Genomic DNA, 18,776 nt, shown 5'->3' with positions numbered 1-18,776 from the left:
GCTACACCTCCTGAGTTTTCTCGATTGGTGAATTTTCTGATCCAGTTTCACCGGCAGCCTCCTCGCTTCCCTTACGTAATGCTTTTTCATTATATTTTCGATTCTTAGCTGGAAGGAGCCCCTGTGGCCGATAGAGAGCAAATAGGATTAGGAGCAATCCGAAGATCATCCTTTGCATTTTTGAAGGAGACAGTGCGTCTGGAATGGAGAAAGCTCCTGATGTACTTAGCTGATTTAACCAATTTGTTATCTCTGTTAATACTTGAAGGTTTAGAATCGTCATAACCGCAGCTCCAAGAATCACGCCTGGAACACTGCCCATTCCACCCAAGATGACCATGACGAGAATCGTAATGGACTCAAGTAAGGTAAAACTTGTCGGATCAACAAATGCTTGTTTAGCTGCAAAGACTACGCCCATCATTCCTGAGAAGGAAGCGCCGATAGCAAAGGCCAGTAATTTTGTTTTTACTAATGGGACACCCATTGACTGTGCAGCAATTTCATTTTCTCTTACGGCTTTCCACGAGCGGCCTATTTTCGAATGTTCAAAACGACGGACAGTAAAAATGGTAAATACGAGTATGATCAGCACAACGTAATAGAATTGACTTGGATAAAGAAAGTCTATTCCGAACAAACGGGGCGGTGTAACCGAAGGGAGTCCCATTGCTCCGTTTGTAATATTAATGGGTCGATCCAAGTTATTAAAGATAATTCGGATAATCTCACCAAAGCCCAGTGTAACAATCGCCAAATAATCTCCTTTCACCCGAAGCACCGGTATTCCCAGTAGAACCCCGAACAAGGCGGCAACAAAACATCCGATTAAAATAAAGATCCAGAAGCTTTCCCCTGAAAGTGGAAATTGACCAAACGGCATAAAATTATTGGCTTGCGCGGTAGCAAATATTCCATAGGAATAAGCCCCGACGGCAAAAAACGCGATAAATCCTAAATCAAGAAGCCCGGCCATCCCTACGACAATATTTAATCCCAGTGCCATAGAGATATAGATTCCTACAAGTGTCGCCACTTCCATATAGGATTGATAGCCATCTCCATTACTGGCTGTGAAAGGGAGTAAAAATACTAACACCACTCCTGCAATGACCCATTTGGTGAGATTCTTGAAGTTAGTAAAGTATAATAGTAATAGCGATGCTAATAGGAGAAGAAATGCTGTTACTGATTTTTGTGCTAAAAATAAACCCAAAGATGTGACCCCGATGTAAATAAGAAGAAAAACCCCTTGTACTGATTTTTTTTGTTTATAGGTATTCCAGAGTGCTTTCATTCTTCTCACCTACACTTTCTCGGTTACCGGTTTGCCAAATAAGCCCTCCGGTTTAAAAAGTAGTACAAGAATTAGGATGATAAACGCAAATACATCTTTATACTCAGCACCAAATACTCCGTGAGATAAAAGGGTTAAATTAGCGGAAGCAAACATTTCTAATAATCCAAGCAGCAACCCTCCGAACATGGCTCCACGAATATTTCCAATACCGCCTAAAACAGCGGCCGTAAACGCCTTCAAACCAAGAATAAAGCCAATATAAGGGTCTATAGTTCCGTATTGTACAGCAAAAAGCACCCCCGTTGCTCCGCCCAGGGCTGAACCGATAAAAAAGGTCATCGAGATTACCTTATTCACATTAATGGTCATCAACGAAGCTGTTTCCCGATCTTGCGCGACAGCTCTCAGTGCCATCCCCCACTTTGTTCGATTAACAAAGAGGTCAAGACCAATCATCATAATCACCGCCGCCACAAGAACAATCACAAACGATGTTTTAATCGTGGCATCATTAAATATCGAGCTTACTGATGAGGCTTTAATGGAAATCTGATTGGTAAATAAACTTGGGCCTGTTACGATGTAATTTCCTTTTTTTAATTCTGCAATGAATCGAACAATATCCTGTAATAAGAATGAAATACCAATTGCCGTAATCAGCGGGATTAACCGAGGTGCATTCCGAAGCGGCCGATAGGCCACCCTCTCGATTCCCATTCCGAGGAAGCCAGTAAGAATAGCTGTAAATAAGAGGACCGCGATCAGCATCACGATTGCCGGTACGGATGAAACCCATCCGATTCCCGTTAAAACGATTAATACCGCCGTTCCAATAAATGCACCTGACATAAAAATTTCACCATGTGCAAAGTTAATTAATTCCAAAATCCCGTAGACCATGGTGTAGCCGATCGCAATAACAGCGTACACCGCTCCCAAGGTAAGACCATCGATCAACACCTGCGGGATTGATTGGAGTATTTCGTTAAACAAAAGCTTTCCCCCCTTGTCCCAATTAACCATAGAAAGAAAAGGGTACTCTCACTCTGGAAAAATGAGGTATACCCTTTTCAATCTTGTTATTTACTAACTTCTCCCACTAATTCAGCTGGGTATTTTGCTTCTTTAAAACTATAAATAAACACTTTTGCATAATTATTGTCACCGATATCATCGAAGCTGACTTTTGTTAACACACCTTGATAATCCTTCACACCGCGAACGGCATCCCTTACTTGTTCACGAGTTGGCATTTTGTTGTTATTTGCTTTGATGGCATCCTCTATTCCATTTAAAACCACGCCCATCGTATCATAGCCGTATACGGAATACGATTCCGTACTTTTGTTGAATTTTGATTTATAGCTCTCCGTAAACTTCTTTCCTTCTTCTGTTTTCGTTGAATCCCCGGCCAGCGAAGTAATATACGTATCTTTAATCGCACCGCCTGCTATTTCAACCAGTGTAGAAGCATCTAAACCATCCCCGCCAAGAAATGGGACAGTAATGCCTTTTTCACGAGCTTGTTTAATAATGAGTCCGCCCTCAGCGTAGATTCCTCCGAAATAGACCAAATCAGGCTTTTTGGAAACGACCTGATTTAGAACACCATTGAAATCTTTTTCTCCAACGGTAATCCCTTCAAAGCCGAGAATTTCAGCACCTTTTTCCTCTGCAGCTTTTTTGAAAGCTTCTGCAAGACCTGTCCCGTATGCCGTTTTGTCCTGGATGATAAAAATTTTCTTCGCTTTTAATGTATTTACGGCAAATTCAGCACCTGCAGGGCCTTGGAAGTCATCACGAGCGACAATACGGTTGACGGTTTTTAATCCCCTTGATGTTACTTCTACCGCAGAGTTTGCTGGTGAAACCATTGGGATCGCATATTTTTCATAAACCTCTGATGATGGGATGGCGACGCCTGAATTAAAGTGGCCAACCACCGCCATAATCGATTTATCTGCCCCGATTATTTGAGCATTGGCCACCCCTTTCTTTGGATCCCCCTGATCATCGTAAGGAACCAGCTGCAGATCAAATCCTAATTCCTTAAACTTTTTCTTTTCCTCATCTAGTTTCATTTGGGCACCCAGCTTTATGGCTTCCCCAATTGTCGCACTGCCCCCAGAAAGTGGAGTTTGTGTCGCAATCTTAATCATGTTTGAACTGCTTTTTCCACCATCCCCGGACTTAGAGCCGCAGCCAGCTAAAAAAATACTCGCAGCCAAGCCCCCCGTTAACAATAATGCTAATGATTTTTTCACCTTCATATTGCCCCTCCCCTTATTCTTTGTAATACAGGCTCCACCTTTAATATGTATATTTGTCCAAAGAATAAAATAGGACAATTTATTCATTCCAATTTTAGACAACTGGTGCCTGACACCCCACACGCAAAAACGGGACCCTATTGGAGAAAAACCAAATAAAAAAGGGAGCACCATATAAAAATATGGCACTCCCTTTTACAGCAGTTGATCTATTACTCCTGAAGTTTCACTCGGACATTTCTTTGTCTTTTTCCCTCCGATTCACCTTCAGCCTGTCGGTTATGCTTAATGAAAAAAGAGAGGATCAGCCCTATTAACGAAAGAATTGATACCACCATAAAGGCGATATTCGCTCCGTGCATATCCGGATAAGAGATCTCCGGACGGTGTTTCGCTGCTTGCGCTGTTGTTGTCATAACTGTTACAAGAATAGCGGTTCCTACCGAAGCTGAAATCATTTTCATCGTATTATCCATGGCAGCCCCGTGTGGAATTAATCGTTTTGGCAACTGATTCAGGGCAGCTGTTGCGATCGGCATCATTACCATCGAAAGACCAAACATTCTTATCGCGTAAAGGACCGTAATATAGGTCATCGTTGTCGACGGACTTAAAGTGGTAAACGCAAATGATGCAGCTGTCATGATGGTTAAGCCGATCATCACAAGCCATCTCGCACCGAATCTATCGAAGATTCTCCCTACAATTGGTGACATGAACCCACTCACAAGAGCACCAGGCAATAACGCTAAGCCTGCCTCAAAGGCAGAAAATCCCCTCATATTCTGCATAAAGAGCGGGATAATAGTTTCCGCTCCAATTAAGCCCATAAAGCCAATCATTCCAATGATAATCGCGAACGGGAAAATTGAAAACGTAAACACACGAAATTCCAGCATCGGGTGTTTTAGTCGTAACTGGCGGAAAATAAATAACAGCAATGATATACCGCCAATCACTAATGATAGAACAGTCGATACGTGTGACCAACCGTAATTGCCGGCACATGTAAATCCGTAAAGAAGTCCGCCAAACCCTATTGAAGAAAGAAGTATTGACAATACATCCACTTTTGGCCGGGAAATCTCAGTGACATTTTTCAAGAAACGGAATGCGACAAAGATATCGATAAGTGCAATAGGCAAAATAATAAAAAATAACACTCTCCATGAAAAATGCGATGTCACCCAACCGGACAGCGCTGGTCCGATGGCCGGCGCAAATGAAATTACAAGCCCGACAAGCCCCATTGCTGCACCGCGCCGATTGATCGGAAAAATGAGTAAAAATACGGTGGTCATTAACGGCAGCATCACGCCTGCCCCAATCGACTGAATCACTCTGCCTAATAAAAGAATTTCAAAATGAGGAGCGATTCCACAAACAACGGTTCCCGCTGCAAAAATACTCATAGCCGAGATAAACAATTGCCTCGTGGTAAATCGTTCTAATAAAAAGGCACTAATTGGAATCATAATCCCATTCACCAGCATAAAGACAGTCGTCAGCCATTGTGCACTGTTTGCGGTAATGTTCATTTCAACCATAATCGGAGGTATCGCTGTAATCATCAGTGTTTGATTCAAAATGGCAATAAACGTTCCAGCCAGCAAAAGTCCCACAATCATCGACTGTTTATTGTCCGATCTTTCCATTCATCCAACTCCCCTGCTACCCTAATTAAAAAATATACTGTTACAGATTACCTTGTTTTCCTTATGAATTCCAATGAAATGCTTTCGGGCCCCGTGGACAGTTCTTATGTTTTTTGCAAATAAAGAAATGTTTACTCAATGCCCGAATCATTTTACAAATCATTGAATAAGATACATTATGTATTGTTAGCGAAAATACAATAGTGTGTGATATACAGTATAGATAAATGAGGTGATAAACGCATGAGTTCTTTGTTAGATACATTTATGACCGAACTAAGAAGAGGAACACTTACACTTGCCGTTTTAAGTCAATTACGTACTCCCCAATATGGCTATTCACTCGTACAGCGGCTTGAACATGCCGGTGTGGCCATTGAGCAAAGTACGTTGTACCCCCTGTTGCGGCGATTAGAGAAACAGGAACTCGTAACGAGCAGCTGGGATACAACGGAAAGCAGGCCGCGGAAGTATTACGTTTTAAGTGACTATGGGATGGAGGTTTACCTGCAATTAAAGGATGAATGGACAAAGATGACGCTGGAGCTGACATCAATATTAAAAGGAGATGAAAACCTTGAATCTGATTGAGGTTTATGTGTACGAAGTAACAAAAAGACTTTCTGTGAAGACACGGGATGATGTTGCCCTGGAGCTAAGGTCCACGATTGAGGATATGCTCCCGGAAAATTTCACGGAACAAGATGTGAAGGACGCACTTACGAAACTTGGAAACCCTGCAGTGCTAGCTGCAAGCTATCGTGATACACCTATGTATTTAATTGGGCCGAATCTATATGATATTTATATTCTGACCATGAAGCGGGTAATACCATGGGCCATTTTGGTTACCATCTTCATTCATATTTTCGAGAATGTTATGTTCTTTTCCGGTAAAGAAGCGATTCTTTCTGTGGTCATTCACTCCATTGGGATCATTATTGCCAATGTCATTAATGTCCTCATCCAAGTGTTCTTTTGGTTCACCATTGTATTTGCCTTCGTAGAGCGAGTTGGTATTTCAAACGCTGAACTGCCGCATAAAAAGATATGCAACAAATGGACGCCTGAGGATTTAAAGTATGCCAAAATCATTCCTAAGAAAAAGGCTATTTCAAAAGGAGATCTTTTGTTCAGCTTCATCTGGACAGCCGTGTGGGCAATTGCTTATTTCTATGCTGATCACCTTGTTGGTGTTTACCGTTCCTCAGATGGTAACGGGTTGCAATTCATTATGCCCATTTTTAATCAAGATACCTTGATGTCATACTGGCCGATCATCGCGATTTTTATCGTTTTGGAATTAGGGTTAATTATTTATAAATGGAAAGCCGCACAATGGACGATGAAGCTTGTTTCTGCGAATGCGATCATTCATTTGTTAAGCGCGATTACTTTTATCGTCATCGCAAGTAACCCGCATTTGCTCAATGAAGCCCTCATTCCTTATTTGGCGGAATTGTTTGAAACCAGCTCTTCCGCTGTAGCCTCTTCATTGGTATGGATCTGGCGGCTCATCGTAGCCTCCTGCGTTGTCACTATAATAATTGAAATTTACGAGAGTTATCGAAAAGCTAGACTAAGATAATACAAGAAAAACCTCCGAACGGAATGAGTCAATCGGAGGTTTTTCTATCCACTAACATATTCGTATTCTTAAGCAAATCGATAATATAGTAACAAAAATGTCGCTAGCACGAATATGAAATTTAAAAAGACAAAGATAAATTGATCCGATTTCGTTTTGTGCATCTTAATCGGTGGGTTGTAAAAGGAAACACCTTCAATAATGAAGATGATTAAAACAATATGAATCATGAAATGGCCAATCACTTCTGTCATTCCAAAAAGCATAGTGGTCGAAATGAAAATACATGTAACGACAAACCCCAGCACGCGATTTAAAATTCCGACTACTAATAAATACCCGACAACAAATTCAATAAATGCAGCCATCACAACGAACAACCCTGGTTCGAAGCCAAATGTTGGCACATGATGATTAGCTACAATATCTAATGCCATGCTTGGATACACCCATTTTTCAACGGCTACCCAGCTGAGCGACAAACCAGTTCCTAGGTAGAGGAATGGGAATCCTGCTTTTTCAAGCTTCGTATTTCCAACTAATAGGACACCAATGATGGCAACATAAAATCCATAATCTAACATATAGAAAATACCGTGATGGACCGTTACATACATAAATAATCCTAATAAAATCAAAGCACCGATTTTTGTTGCGATATGATGCGGGATTAATAAAAATCCAATGGTTATCCATGTCAATACAACCACAATCGTATTTTCGATATGGAACTCCGGAGCAAATAACGTACCATTGGCAATTTGAATGATCAGCGCAGCAGCAGTCCCGTATTTTAGCAAATGACGTGAATATTTCCTTAAACTGGAGAGTCGATGCTCCCATGTTTTCACTGGTTTCCATTCAGCCATCTTCGGAATAAACAATGTTAATGAAGCCAAAACAACAGCAGCAACAAGGGCTAACATCATAAACGCCGGTGATAAAATATGTTCAATCGATTCCTTATGTGGCGCAACTTCTGTGAACCATTTCACATGTGCTTCTGTAAAAATTGGTGTCATGATCAGTCCAAGTATTAATAAAGTTTGAAATATCTTTCTCATTCCTAATCCCCCTAATAACATAAACAATATGATTATAGTGGTAATATACATTATTATCTCGTTTCATGACCGTCCTATTCGTGAACTTTATGTGAAATGTTTCACATTCATCAATGATTTTATATCCTTTCCTCAGCAGCGCGTTAGTACCATCATTTGTTTCGTCTAATGACCAATTGATCGAGTCTGGGAGTAGAATGAACAAAATCTCATTAAAAATCCCCGTAGCTATTGGAGCAGCAAGTACGAGGATTTTTATCTATGGAAATGTAATTGTGAGGAATTCCTTTGAAGTGTTAGTTATTTTTTAACTTATGAATTTCTCTGGAGTGTTCGGAAATCATCTGATCGTAGTATTCAAGATCATGTTTTGTAGCCATAGAAGTTTTGATATCTTGAACATCTTCAATAACAGTGTCTACTTTATTTTCAAGTCTGCCAACTCTTGCGTTTGTTTCAGAAATCTTTACATTCGTAGCTGCAACCGTCTCAATTAACTGGTAAATTAAATCCCCATGTCTCTTTAATTCTTGTTCCATTGTGTTTACCTTTTCATCCAGGCTGCTTACCTTTTGGTCCAGGCTGCTTACCTTTTGATCCAGGCTGCTTACCTTTTGATCCAAGCTGCTTACCTTTTGATCCAGGCTGCTTACCTTTTGATCCAGGCTGCTTACCTTTTGATCCAGGCTGCTTACCTTTTGATCCAAGCTGCTTACCTTTTGATCCAGGCTGCTTACCTTTTGATCCAGGCTGCTTACCTTTTGATCCAGGCTGCTTACTTTTTGGTCCAGGCTGCTTACTTTTTGGTCAAGGTTATTGAGTTTGTCCAAAATTAATTTAAGTGTTTCTTCCACTTTTCTCACCTCCTTCATTCATGATTATAGCAATTAATGTAAATATTTGTCGATTAAATTTATTTTTATCCTATTTATTAACGAACAGTCACGAACTAAATCCCCTAATCCTTGATCACCAACCCCATTAATGCGGCGAATTGAATCGCTTGGAAGGATGAGACTTTACAGCCTTTTAAATCATCCATCGACACCGTCAGCGAATTAAATGTTGAGGTACTGATATCGATGCCCTTCAGTGGCGTTTGTTCAAAGTTTGCTCCATCCAGATTACAAAACTGAAATTCAACGTTCTTCAGTTTACATTCAAAGAAATCGGTGCTTTTAAGTGACGTTTCATGAAACTTACATTTTTCAAGCTTTGAGTCCCCGAACGCCGCTAAGTTTAAAACAGCATTGTCAAACTGAACATTTCCAAACCGCGATTCAGTAAAATCCACACCCACTAATTTACTATTCTTGAATACAACCCGGTGAATGGAAGACTTGCTCAGATTGGTATTGGATAAATCGCAGTTTTCAAACCAAACATCGGTTATGTCAATCCCCCTAAAATCGGTATGGTTAAATCGGCAATTCTTAATCACCATATTGGATAAACGCACCCGGCCAATTTCTTCATTTTCAAAAACAGAGTCAATGACCTGGCACATTTCTAATTCCGGGTCTTCTTCAAATAAAATATCTTGGAAATTCTTTGTTGGTAAGTCAGCTGAAATCTTGGGAAAATCAATTTTCATACAATTGCCTCTTTCATCAAATTATTTAGTAATTGAGATGTTTTTATTTTAACCTATCCATCCTCCAAGTTGAAATAAATTAGGTATTTTTCATATAGCCCATTCGCATTTTGAATTTTTTCATATACATATTGAGTAGATGAAAGGAGGTTTGCATTTATGGATGGTGTAGGAGCAGGCGGAGGTTTTGCCTTAGTCGTTGTATTGTTTATCCTTCTCATTATTATAGGAGCTTCGTTCGTTGGAGGAGGATTCGGCGGTTTTTATTAAGAGAAAAAAATTACAAACAAAATTGAAAGGTGGATATTAACTATGTATGGATACGGTGGATTTGGCGGCGGCTGCTGCGGAGGCTATGGTTATGGTGGAGTTGGTTACGGTGGAGGTTTTGCTTTAATCGTTGTACTGTTTATCTTGCTCATCATCATTGGAGCAACTTGCTTCTATTAAAATAAAGTAAATGGAAAAAGCCCTTTACGAAGGGCTTTTTCCATTTCATTCAGTACTTTATTGCACCGAACGCATTAAAAGAAATACACCAGTAAAATCGTAATGATTAAGGATTGAGCTGACGTAATCATAAAATCATTTTTCCATTGTGTTTTTGAAAAAGGACTTAACATCCTTGCAATCACAAAGCTAAAAACCCAAATGATCAAAAATTGAAAAATAAAGCCCATTTTTTCCTCCCTCATAAAAAATTCCTCATTTTCATGGAGTTCCATCTTATTATAATATAATAAAATGTCAATGAAGGATTGCAAAACGACTTCACCGTTACTTTGTTACAACATATACCCGCTCCGGCCTGCCTACGGTTCCGTATGCGAGATCTGCTTCGATTTTTTCCTCTGATACAAGATGTTCTAAATACCGCCTAGCGGTTGTCCGGCTGACACCAATTTCTTTGGCAACTAATTCAGCCGTATGGCCGCCGCCTTCCCTGCTTAAAACCTCGAGCACCTTTTCGAGTGTGAGTGGATCAATTCCCTTCGGCAAATAAACCTTTTCGTTTGAGCCGATTTCAACTTCTTTTCGAAGAAGCTGATCAACCTGCTGCTGAGTGACATGGTAACCATCTTCTTCTAACTGTACCAACTTTCGATGAAAATCCTTAAAACGGAGTAAGGATTGTTTGAAACGTTCAAACACAACAGGTTTAATAATATAATCAAATACACCAATTCGAATGGCTTCTTGCACTCTTTGAATCTCTTTTGCTGCCGTAATCATAATGACGTTCATTTGTTTCTTCTGCTGCTTTGTTTCCTTCAACAAATCCAGTCCGTTCATATCTGGAAAAAAGACGTCAAGTAAGAGCAAGTCAGGCTGCATGATCTCAATTAACGTTTTAGCCTCTACATAACTTGCAGCAATCCCGACTGTTTGAAACCCTTCAATCTGCTCTAGAAAACGTTTTTGAATCTCAGCCACCCTTAAGTCGTCCTCTACAATTAATACTTCAATGTCTCGGTTCCCCTTCATCCAAATCCCCCCTGCTTTTTGGTATTGCCACAGTAAAAATTGTGCCTTCTCCCTTTGCCGAAGAAAACGTGATCGTTCCGCCTAATTCGTTAACCGCCTTTTGAACTAAACTTAGTCCAATTCCAGCATTACTGCTTGTGTCTTTTGTTGTGTAACCTTGTTTAAATATCAGATTGCCGCTAGTTTCCTCTATTCCATTACCGTTATCTTCTACTTCCATAATCAATTCCTTGCCAAGATCGGTTAAAAATAGGGCAACCTTCTTTTCCTCTTTGTCACTCTCTCTTACAGCTTCAAAGGCATTATTCACAAGGTTTCCAATAATGGTTATTAACGAGTCCCTGCTAATCGCTGCAGGTACATCTGTAAAGCTGCTCTCTCGGTCGATTGAAAATTGAATTTTTAATTCACTTGCTAAACTTACCTTCCCTAAGATAAAGGCGGCAATAATCGGGTCAGGTACTTCCTTCATTAAAAATTGAATGAACCCTTGGGCCACATCTACTTCCTTTGAGATAAAATCAATCGCTTCTTTATAGGAACCGAGCTGGATCAAGCCCAACAGGGTATAAAGCCGATTAGAATATTCGTGGGTTTGGGCCCGCAAGCCCTCCGCATACGTTTTAATATGCGATAATTCCTTTAGGAGCTTGGTAAGCTCGGACTTATTCCGAAAGCTGGCTACCGCACCTATTACTTCATCCTTATTATTGAAAATAGGAATGCGATTGGCTAAATAAACTTCTCCTGAAATCAAAATTTCCTGATCATACTCGGCTTGTCCCGTTTCAACGACTTTAAGCAGATGTGTATTTTCCAGGACTTCTTCAATTCGTTTTCCGCGAAGCAATGTTTGCATTGGTACCTTTAAAATGGTGTGGGCTGTTTCATTTACCACCGTGATCCTGCCGTTCGTATCAATGGCAATGATTCCTTCATGAATGGATTCTAGAATCGCGTGTTTTTCCTGATACATCCAGGCAATTTCCTTTGGTTCCAATCCAAAAATGGCTCTTTTAATATTGAGCGAGATTAATAGTGCAGCGATCAGCCCGCCGAATAAAATAACTAATGTAGCAACAAAGATCTTTTTCTGGATTTTTGCTACTTCTTTTTGAATATCAGTTTGGAGGTAACCCACAGAAACAACACCGATTACCTTTTCCCCGCTGAAAATCGGTGCCTTCCCCCTCAGGGAAGGTCCGAGGGTTCCGGTGGACTCTGAGGTGACCGATTCCCCTTTAAACACACGGCCATTATCTCCACCTACCATTTTCTGTCCTAACCGTTTGGGATTCGGGTGAGAGTAGCGGATTTCATTCCGGTTTCCAATGACGATAAATTCCGCGTCAACCTGCTTGCGAATTTTTTCAGCAATGGGTTGAATAATCGCTGACGGATTATTTGCGCTAAAAGCAGCTTCGATCTCCGGCATACTCGAAATCGATTGTGCAACAGATAATGCTTTAGAACCGATTTCATGTTTCAAATTGGTTTCCAAAATATTTTTAAATGTAAATTCAATAATCGTTCCAAGGACAATAATAAGTATGGAGATTCCAAGCATTAATTTCGTATGTAATCGCATAAAAGCACCTCTTCTTTATCATATAAAAAAAAACTCCTTTTAAAAAGGAATTTTTTCTTAATCTTCTGAAATCTACCCTTCTACATTAATGATGACTTCTTTCCCTTTCCGTTTCAACAGCAATGGTACAACAAGCCAAAGTACCGTAATCAGTAGAAATACCAAAGAAAGCGGCCGGGTAAAAAATACACCGTAATCTCCATTAGATATGGTTAATGCCCTTCTAAGATTATTCTCAATCATAGGTCCTAATACAAGACCGAGAACAAGCGGGGCAATCGGATAGTCATGTTTACTAAAGAAATAACCAAGAACACCGCATGCTAATAAAAGCAAAAGATCATATGTTGATACTTGTACCGCATAGACACCAAATATCGAGATGGCGATAATCATCGGAATCAAATATTTCTTCGGTGTCTCAATGATTTTGGCAAATACCTTTACAAGTGGCAAATTTAAGATTAATAACATAATGTTTCCGATAAACATACTAGCAATCAGACCCCAGGCAACCTGTGGATGATCCTCAAATAATAATGGCCCGGGCTGGACATTGTACATCATTAACGCTCCCATTAAAATAGCAGTGGTTCCCGAACCCGGTATACCTAATGTCAGTAAAGGGATCATCGCGCCGCCGGATGCGGCATTATTCGCAGTTTCCGGTGCCGCTACACCAGCAATTGCACCTGTTCCAAATTTCAAGAGGATTTTTGGAAATCTTTTTTTCGAGAATATAAGAGAAGAAGGATGCCAGTGTCGCACCTGCTCCCGGTAAAATGCCGACAAAAAAGCCTAGAAGGGAACCACGGGCAATCGGTCCTGCCGATTCCTTAAACTCTTCTTTAGATGGAAGCATATTATTTATTTTCGCAATTTCCCCGTCTTCCTCTTCTTTTTCTAAAATCGTTTTAAACACCTCACCGAGCGCAAACAGCCCAACAGCGATGGTTAAGAATTCGATTCCTTGGTAAAGCCACGGAACATCGAAGGTGAATCTGGCAATTCCCGAAACGTTGTCAATCCCAATCGTTCCGAGTAATAACCCGCAAATAGTCATAATTAATGCTTTTGTGACCGATTTCCCTGCTAACCCGCTAACTGCAGCAAGCCCTAGAAGCATTAACGAAAAATATTCAGCCGGGCCAAATTTAAGCGCTATATTGGATAAAGGCTTTGCTAAGACAATCAATGCAATGATTGTCACAAGTCCACCAACAAAGGAGCCAATTGCGGCGATCGATAGGGCGCTTCCAGCTCTTCCTTTCTTCGCCATCTGGTATCCATCTAATGTCGTTACAACAGACGAGGACTCCCCCGGTGTATTTAATAGAATAGAAGTAGTCGAACCCCCATACATCGCTCCATAATAAACGCCTGCCAGAAGGATAATCGCGCTTGTTGCCGCTTGTTCCGGCGGCAGTCCCCCAGTGATAGAGAAGCTGTTACCGGGATTAGGAGTGCTACCCCGCTCATAGGACCAATCCCTGGCAAAACACCAACCGCCGTCCCTATTAACACCCCTATAAAGGCAAAAATGATATTATACCAAATAAGTGCTGTTCCAAATCCATGGAATAAATAATCAAGAGTACTCAAAAGATATTCCTCCTTTCTACAGTGGTGTTAAAACAAAATGGGCCAGCCTGGCAATGTGCCCTTTAATACTTCAACGAAAATGAAATAAACAACTCCTGAAAATACTGCAGAGATGATTAGTGATGTAAGCCACTTAGACCGTTCCATTGTTTGAAAGCAAATAAACAAAAACAGAAAGGTTGTAATCACATAACCGATCATTTCTAAGGTTAAAATATAAACCAATGTGGCAGCTGCTATTATTAAGAATGGTTTGTATTGTAAAGGTTCCTTCTTTTCCCCTTCCCCGGTACTTGCGGCAGACTCGAAAAATAAACGGATACTTAATAAAACCAGCATAATTCCAAGAATAAATGGAAAGATATCGGGCCCAACCACACTTCCGTATGATGTGCTGGATAAATTCCTGCTCCCGACAATAAATAAAATACCAACAACAAGAAATGCTACAGATGCAATTCTGTCAAATTTTATCGCCATTTGAACTCCCCCTTTAAAAAAATTTGGAAGGAGAAAGTTACTCCTTCCCACTTTTTTTATTTTTGCATACCCAGTGCTTCTAACAATTGCTGAACTTGTTGATTTTGTTCCTCTAAAAACGTTTTGAAATCAGCACTGTTTTTATATTCCAATTCCCAGCCTTGCGTTTCCACTTCTTTTTTCCACTCATCTGTCTTCACTAGCTTATCGATTGCTGTTTCCCAATAGGCTTTGGCTTCCTTAGACATTTTCTCAGGGCCAAACACACCGCGCCAAATGGTGAACTCTGCATCGACACCTTGCTCTTTCGCAGTTGGCACATCTTTAAAGTCACCTGCTAATCGCTCAGATGAAGTCACCGCCAGCACACGGACCTTTCCAGCCTTTAAAAATTCCTTCACGCTGGAGGCATCGGTGCCAATGACATCCGCATTGCCGCCAAGTAAGGCGGTAATGGCTTCCCCTCCGCCATCATAGGAAACGTATTTGATTTTTGTCGGATCGACTCCGTATTTATAAGCAGGAAGAATCGAAATTAAATGGTCCATGGAACCTGGTGCTGATCCACCTGCAAATGTAAGTTTACTAGGATCTTTCTTCACTTCTTCTAATACCGATTTCAAGTCTTTATATTTGGAATCTGACTTGACAACAATGGCACCAAAGTCTTTTGTTAACTGCGCGAGAGGTGTGGTATTTTTGTAACCGTAAGGACTGTTTCCTTCCTTTTTAAGGTTATTAATAATAATCGGTGGTGAATTCACAAAGAGCATATCGTTATTTGCAGCTTGCTGGGTCGCGTATTCTGCCATAAATACGGCACCGCCCCCGCCCGGTTTATTCTCAACCGTCAATGGCTGTGAAACTAGTTTTGTTTCGCTCAGTATTTTTGTAAACGAACGTGCGGTTAAATCCCAGCCGCCTCCCGCACCAGATGGAGCAACAACTGTAATGGCTTTAGTTGGATAGCCTGTCCCTTTTTCCTCCTTCTTACCTGGGCTGGCTGTTTCTTTGCTGCTGCAAGCCCCTAAACTTAATGCCAATGCTCCAGCACACATAACTGCCGAAATTTTTTTCAATGAAAACATGTTAAATCCCCCTTGTAACCGTTTTCTTAATTTTACAAAGATTTTTATAAATTAAAATATTTTACCTATAAACAGCATTAAAATCTTATTAATCATTTTGTTCATATTGTTCACAGTAGTTATATTGGGTCTAGTCATAGCAAAAAAAAAGCGGTCTCCCAATTGGAGACCGCGCGAACTCATAATAGAATCATGCTTTATTTAGTTTTCTTTTGCTACACCCTTGCAATGACTCCAAAGGATGTTTGGGACTCCCTTTTGAATTCATCCCTCTTGAATGCTACTACATTTCTTTAAGATGTTTTAGATCTTCAATAAATGCCTTGACGGCCTCCTCTTTCGTTGCCCACGAGGTCACCAAACGAATGGCTGAATGGTCGGTGTCGACCGGTTCCCATATATGGAAAGCATACTTACTCTGCAATTCTGCAATAACTGTATTAGGCAGAATCGGAAATAGTTGATTCGATGGTGAATGAGTCAAAAACGTAATATTGACTCTCCTTAGTTCGTCTCTTAGCAAGCCAGCCAGCCTATTCGCATACGCGGCCAAATCAAAGTACAAATTGTCCTGAAAAAGTTCGAGAAACTGTATGCCCAGAAGTCTCCCTTTTGCCAGTAATGCCCCTTTTTGCTTGATATGAAAGCGAAAATCTTCTTTAAGTGAATCACGGCAAATTACTAATGCCTCGCCTATAAGGGCGCCATTCTTTGTGCCGCAAATATAAAAGGCATCTACAAGTTTGGCGATGTCGCTTAACTGAAGATCATTTTCTTTCGAACAGAGCGCTGATCCAAGCCTTGCCCCATCCATATACAAAATGAGATTTTTTTCATGACAGAAATCGCTTAATCGCTGCAGTTCGCTCTTATTATAAATGGATCCAATTTCTGTCGAATTAGATATGTAAACGAGCTTCGGCTTTACCATATGCTCATCCGTATGAGCGTCGAGTACCGCTTTCACGTGTGCTGGGGTCAGCTTCCCTTCCGCTGCTTCGATCGAAATGACCTTATGGCCGGTCGCTTCGATCGCACCCGTCTCGTGAGTAAGGATATGGCCGGTACTCGCTGCGATTGCGGCTTCATGCGGTCGTAAGAAAGCTGAAATAGCAATCAGATTCGTTTGGGTCCCGCCGGACATTAAGTGGATATCCACGTCAGTTTTCCCGATCTTTTCCTTTAGCAACTCAATAGCTTTTATTGAATAACGGTCTTCACCGTAGCCTTCTTCTTGCTCGTAATTGGATTCGATTAATGCATTCAAAATTTTAGGATGTGCACCCTCGCTGTAATCGTTCTTAAAACTGTACATATGATTGCCTCCGTGATAGTTTTTCCATTTCATCGTATCATATTTTTTTAATTTTCTTGAAAAAAATGTTGAAAATAATCGATTCGGAACCTAGCTGCATAAAAAGCAGATGACTTAAGATAGACTATGTCATCTGCCGCTCCTTCTTAATTGATAAAGCGTTCCTTTTATTTCTTTTTCAACTGTTTGAAAGAAACTGTCCAGCCCCTTTTTCGCTCCTGATTCCTGTATTCTCTCGCCAATTAGTGCCAAGGCGCCTGTTATCTGTGCTTCAGCGAGACAGTTTACTTTAGTGGAACTCCCTGATTCTTGTAAAAGCATGTCGGCTGTACCATGGATCTCTCCAACACCGCCCTTCCCTTGCATATATAGGCGGAAAGATGATGGCTTCTCTTGATCGCCGATCCGTATTTCTAGAGTAAACACATCTTGCAATGGTCCGATACTCATCTCCACTTCAGCATCGTATACTCCTTTCGAACGCTCTACAAACTTTCTGCATCCAGGAATCGATTTTTTAAGAACATCTTTATTCATTAAATACTTCCAGACAATATTCCTTGGTAATCCGAAGGTATACTTATGCTCGATTTTCATAAAGTTCCCCTCCACTTTTTATCAAATATCCCCTCCATTTATTGTTATTCCAAGGTGTGGGAAGTTGTTAACATTTAGGGTATCAGCAATTTCACAAATCACATATCATTTGCAGGAATTAAGATACATTTATAGAATAGAAGGTGGCTAGTAAATATAAAGGATGGCAAAAATGAACAATACCTTCAATAATCAATTTAAAAGACTATTAGAAATTCTATGGATTTCAACTAAGCTTGGTTTAACTTCATTTGGGGGGCCCATTGCTCATTTGGGTTATTTTCATAATGAATATATCCGCAAAAGAAAATGGCTGGATGAACGCAGCTATGCGGACCTCGTGGCACTATGTCAATTCCTTCCTGGACCGGCTAGCAGTCAGGTTGGTATTGGAATTGGAGTCATGCGTGCCGGTGTATTAGGCGGAATAATGGCATTCATTGGCTTTACCTTTCCCTCAGTAATTGCTCTCATTTTATTTGCGCTCCTTCTAAATGGGATGAACGTGGAAAATGCGGGCTGGATTCATGGATTGAAAATTGTCGCTGTTGTTGTCGTAGCACATGCCATTTTAGGGATGGCACAGAAATTGACTCCCGATTTAAAAAGAAAATCCATTGCCCTGTTCGCCCTTGTAGGAACTTTGATCTGGCAAACCACGTATACGCAGGTAGGTATAATCCTTGTTTCTGCTATTTTTGGTTATCTATTTTTTAAACAAACGGCATCAGAAGAGGACACGATCATAACGGTTCCATTATCACGTGGATTTGCCTATATTTGTTTAACCCTTTTCTTTGGCTTACTTATCATACTTCCCATTCTTAGAGAAATAACATCTTATGAATGGATTGCGCTTTTTGATAGTTTCTATCGGTCAGGTTCGCTTGTTTTTGGCGGTGGGCATGTTGTATTGCCCTTACTTGAGCGTGAATTTGTTCCATCAGGCTGGATCAGTAAAGAGAATTTTCTCGCAGGTTATGGATCAGCGCAGGCCGTTCCTGGACCGCTTTTTACTTTGCAGGCATCCGGGGCGGTTGAAGCGGCGCACGAAAAACGCGAAAGCGTTTCACGAGAAATGCGAAAACGCCTATCTAGGTTCGTTGGGGTTCGGCGCGTCACATCGGCGGCAATGCCAAGCGGTCACATA

Annotated in this window: 19 protein-coding genes and 1 pseudogene; 5 read left to right on the top strand and 15 right to left on the bottom strand. The window is 40.7% G+C overall.

The window, feature by feature from the left end:
- Position 1: 1 nt before the first annotated feature.
- The 4 genes from ACO1D1_RS14560 to ACO1D1_RS14545 form a co-directional block, all read right to left on the bottom strand.
- Positions 2-1,297: a branched-chain amino acid ABC transporter permease gene (locus ACO1D1_RS14560; RefSeq protein ID WP_423336378.1), complete on the bottom strand. Its 1,296-nt coding sequence runs from the start codon at positions 1,295-1,297 to the stop codon at positions 2-4.
- A gap of 9 nt (positions 1,298-1,306) precedes the next feature.
- A complete protein-coding gene (locus ACO1D1_RS14555; protein WP_149870028.1) occupies positions 1,307-2,293 on the bottom strand; it encodes a branched-chain amino acid ABC transporter permease in 987 nt (328 codons plus the stop codon).
- Between the two features lie 86 nt (positions 2,294-2,379).
- Positions 2,380-3,570, bottom strand: coding sequence for a branched-chain amino acid ABC transporter substrate-binding protein (locus ACO1D1_RS14550; RefSeq protein ID WP_423336330.1), 1,191 nt, complete (start codon positions 3,568-3,570; stop codon positions 2,380-2,382).
- A gap of 212 nt (positions 3,571-3,782) precedes the next feature.
- Positions 3,783-5,225 carry an MDR family MFS transporter gene (locus ACO1D1_RS14545; RefSeq protein WP_423336329.1) on the bottom strand — a complete coding sequence of 481 codons (1,443 nt, stop codon included), beginning with the start codon at positions 5,223-5,225 and terminating at the stop codon, positions 3,783-3,785.
- Positions 5,226-5,468: 243 nt separating this feature from the next.
- On the opposite strand from ACO1D1_RS14545, the gene ACO1D1_RS14540 reads away from it, so the two are divergent.
- Complete coding sequence (locus tag ACO1D1_RS14540) at positions 5,469-5,816, top strand: PadR family transcriptional regulator (RefSeq protein WP_423336328.1); 348 nt, start codon at positions 5,469-5,471, stop codon at positions 5,814-5,816.
- Positions 5,803-6,813: a hypothetical protein gene (locus ACO1D1_RS14535; RefSeq protein ID WP_423336327.1), complete on the top strand. Its 1,011-nt coding sequence runs from the start codon at positions 5,803-5,805 to the stop codon at positions 6,811-6,813. The genes ACO1D1_RS14540 and ACO1D1_RS14535 overlap by 14 nt, the downstream gene beginning before the upstream one ends.
- 68 nt (positions 6,814-6,881) lie before the next feature.
- Here the strand turns inward: ACO1D1_RS14535 and ACO1D1_RS14530 are convergent, their stop codons facing one another.
- The 3 genes from ACO1D1_RS14530 to ACO1D1_RS14520 all read right to left on the bottom strand — a co-directional run bounded on the left by ACO1D1_RS14530 (position 6,882) and on the right by ACO1D1_RS14520 (position 9,471).
- Positions 6,882-7,877 (bottom strand): hypothetical protein, encoded by a 996-nt coding sequence (locus tag ACO1D1_RS14530; RefSeq protein WP_423336326.1) that lies wholly within the window; start codon positions 7,875-7,877, stop codon positions 6,882-6,884.
- 296 nt (positions 7,878-8,173) lie between these two features.
- On the bottom strand, positions 8,174-8,731 hold the full coding sequence (locus tag ACO1D1_RS14525) for a hypothetical protein (RefSeq protein WP_149870022.1): 558 nt from the start codon (positions 8,729-8,731) through the stop codon (positions 8,174-8,176).
- 104 nt (positions 8,732-8,835) lie between these two features.
- Positions 8,836-9,471, bottom strand: coding sequence for a pentapeptide repeat-containing protein (locus tag ACO1D1_RS14520; protein ID WP_423336325.1), 636 nt, complete (start codon positions 9,469-9,471; stop codon positions 8,836-8,838).
- 159 nt (positions 9,472-9,630) lie between these two features.
- Between ACO1D1_RS14520 and ACO1D1_RS14515 the strand changes: the two genes are divergently transcribed.
- On the top strand, positions 9,631-9,741 hold the full coding sequence (locus ACO1D1_RS14515; protein WP_149870020.1) for a YjcZ family sporulation protein: 111 nt from the start codon (positions 9,631-9,633) through the stop codon (positions 9,739-9,741).
- A 42-nt stretch (positions 9,742-9,783) separates the two neighbouring features.
- On the top strand, positions 9,784-9,921 hold the full coding sequence (locus ACO1D1_RS14510; protein ID WP_149870019.1) for a YjcZ family sporulation protein: 138 nt from the start codon (positions 9,784-9,786) through the stop codon (positions 9,919-9,921).
- A 74-nt stretch (positions 9,922-9,995) separates the two neighbouring features.
- Here ACO1D1_RS14510 and ACO1D1_RS14505 read toward each other — a convergent pair whose 3' ends face one another.
- From ACO1D1_RS14505 to ACO1D1_RS14470, 8 genes and pseudogenes are all read right to left on the bottom strand, one after another.
- A complete protein-coding gene (locus ACO1D1_RS14505; protein WP_423336324.1) occupies positions 9,996-10,151 on the bottom strand; it encodes a hypothetical protein in 156 nt (51 codons plus the stop codon).
- A 97-nt stretch (positions 10,152-10,248) separates the two neighbouring features.
- Positions 10,249-10,956, bottom strand: coding sequence for a response regulator (locus ACO1D1_RS14500; RefSeq protein ID WP_423336323.1), 708 nt, complete (start codon positions 10,954-10,956; stop codon positions 10,249-10,251).
- Positions 10,934-12,544, bottom strand: coding sequence for an ATP-binding protein (locus ACO1D1_RS14495; RefSeq protein WP_423336322.1), 1,611 nt, complete (start codon positions 12,542-12,544; stop codon positions 10,934-10,936). The genes ACO1D1_RS14500 and ACO1D1_RS14495 overlap by 23 nt, the downstream gene beginning before the upstream one ends.
- Positions 12,545-12,616: 72 nt before the next feature.
- Positions 12,617-14,146: pseudogene (locus ACO1D1_RS14490) on the bottom strand (tripartite tricarboxylate transporter permease).
- 27 nt (positions 14,147-14,173) lie between these two features.
- A complete protein-coding gene (locus ACO1D1_RS14485; protein WP_423336321.1) occupies positions 14,174-14,626 on the bottom strand; it encodes a tripartite tricarboxylate transporter TctB family protein in 453 nt (150 codons plus the stop codon).
- Positions 14,627-14,682: 56 nt separating this feature from the next.
- On the bottom strand, positions 14,683-15,714 hold the full coding sequence (locus tag ACO1D1_RS14480) for a Bug family tripartite tricarboxylate transporter substrate binding protein (protein ID WP_149870014.1): 1,032 nt from the start codon (positions 15,712-15,714) through the stop codon (positions 14,683-14,685).
- A 283-nt stretch (positions 15,715-15,997) separates the two neighbouring features.
- Complete coding sequence (locus tag ACO1D1_RS14475; RefSeq protein WP_423336320.1) at positions 15,998-17,029, bottom strand: threonine aldolase family protein; 1,032 nt, start codon at positions 17,027-17,029, stop codon at positions 15,998-16,000.
- 129 nt (positions 17,030-17,158) lie between these two features.
- The gene (locus ACO1D1_RS14470; RefSeq protein ID WP_423336319.1) at positions 17,159-17,626 is read right to left on the bottom strand and encodes a CoxG family protein; all 468 of its coding nucleotides are present in this window, start codon (positions 17,624-17,626) and stop codon (positions 17,159-17,161) included.
- Between the two features lie 172 nt (positions 17,627-17,798).
- Here ACO1D1_RS14470 and chrA point away from each other — a divergent pair.
- A partial coding sequence (chrA, locus tag ACO1D1_RS14465) for a chromate efflux transporter (RefSeq protein WP_423336318.1) occupies positions 17,799-18,776 on the top strand: 978 nt, incomplete at its 3' end.

Source organism: Neobacillus sp. 19, assembly GCF_049463095.1.
GTDB lineage: Bacteria > Bacillota > Bacilli > Bacillales > Cytobacillaceae > Neobacillus.
The sequence above is the reverse complement of the archived record's forward strand: the minus strand, read 5'-3'. Positions and strand labels throughout refer to the sequence as shown.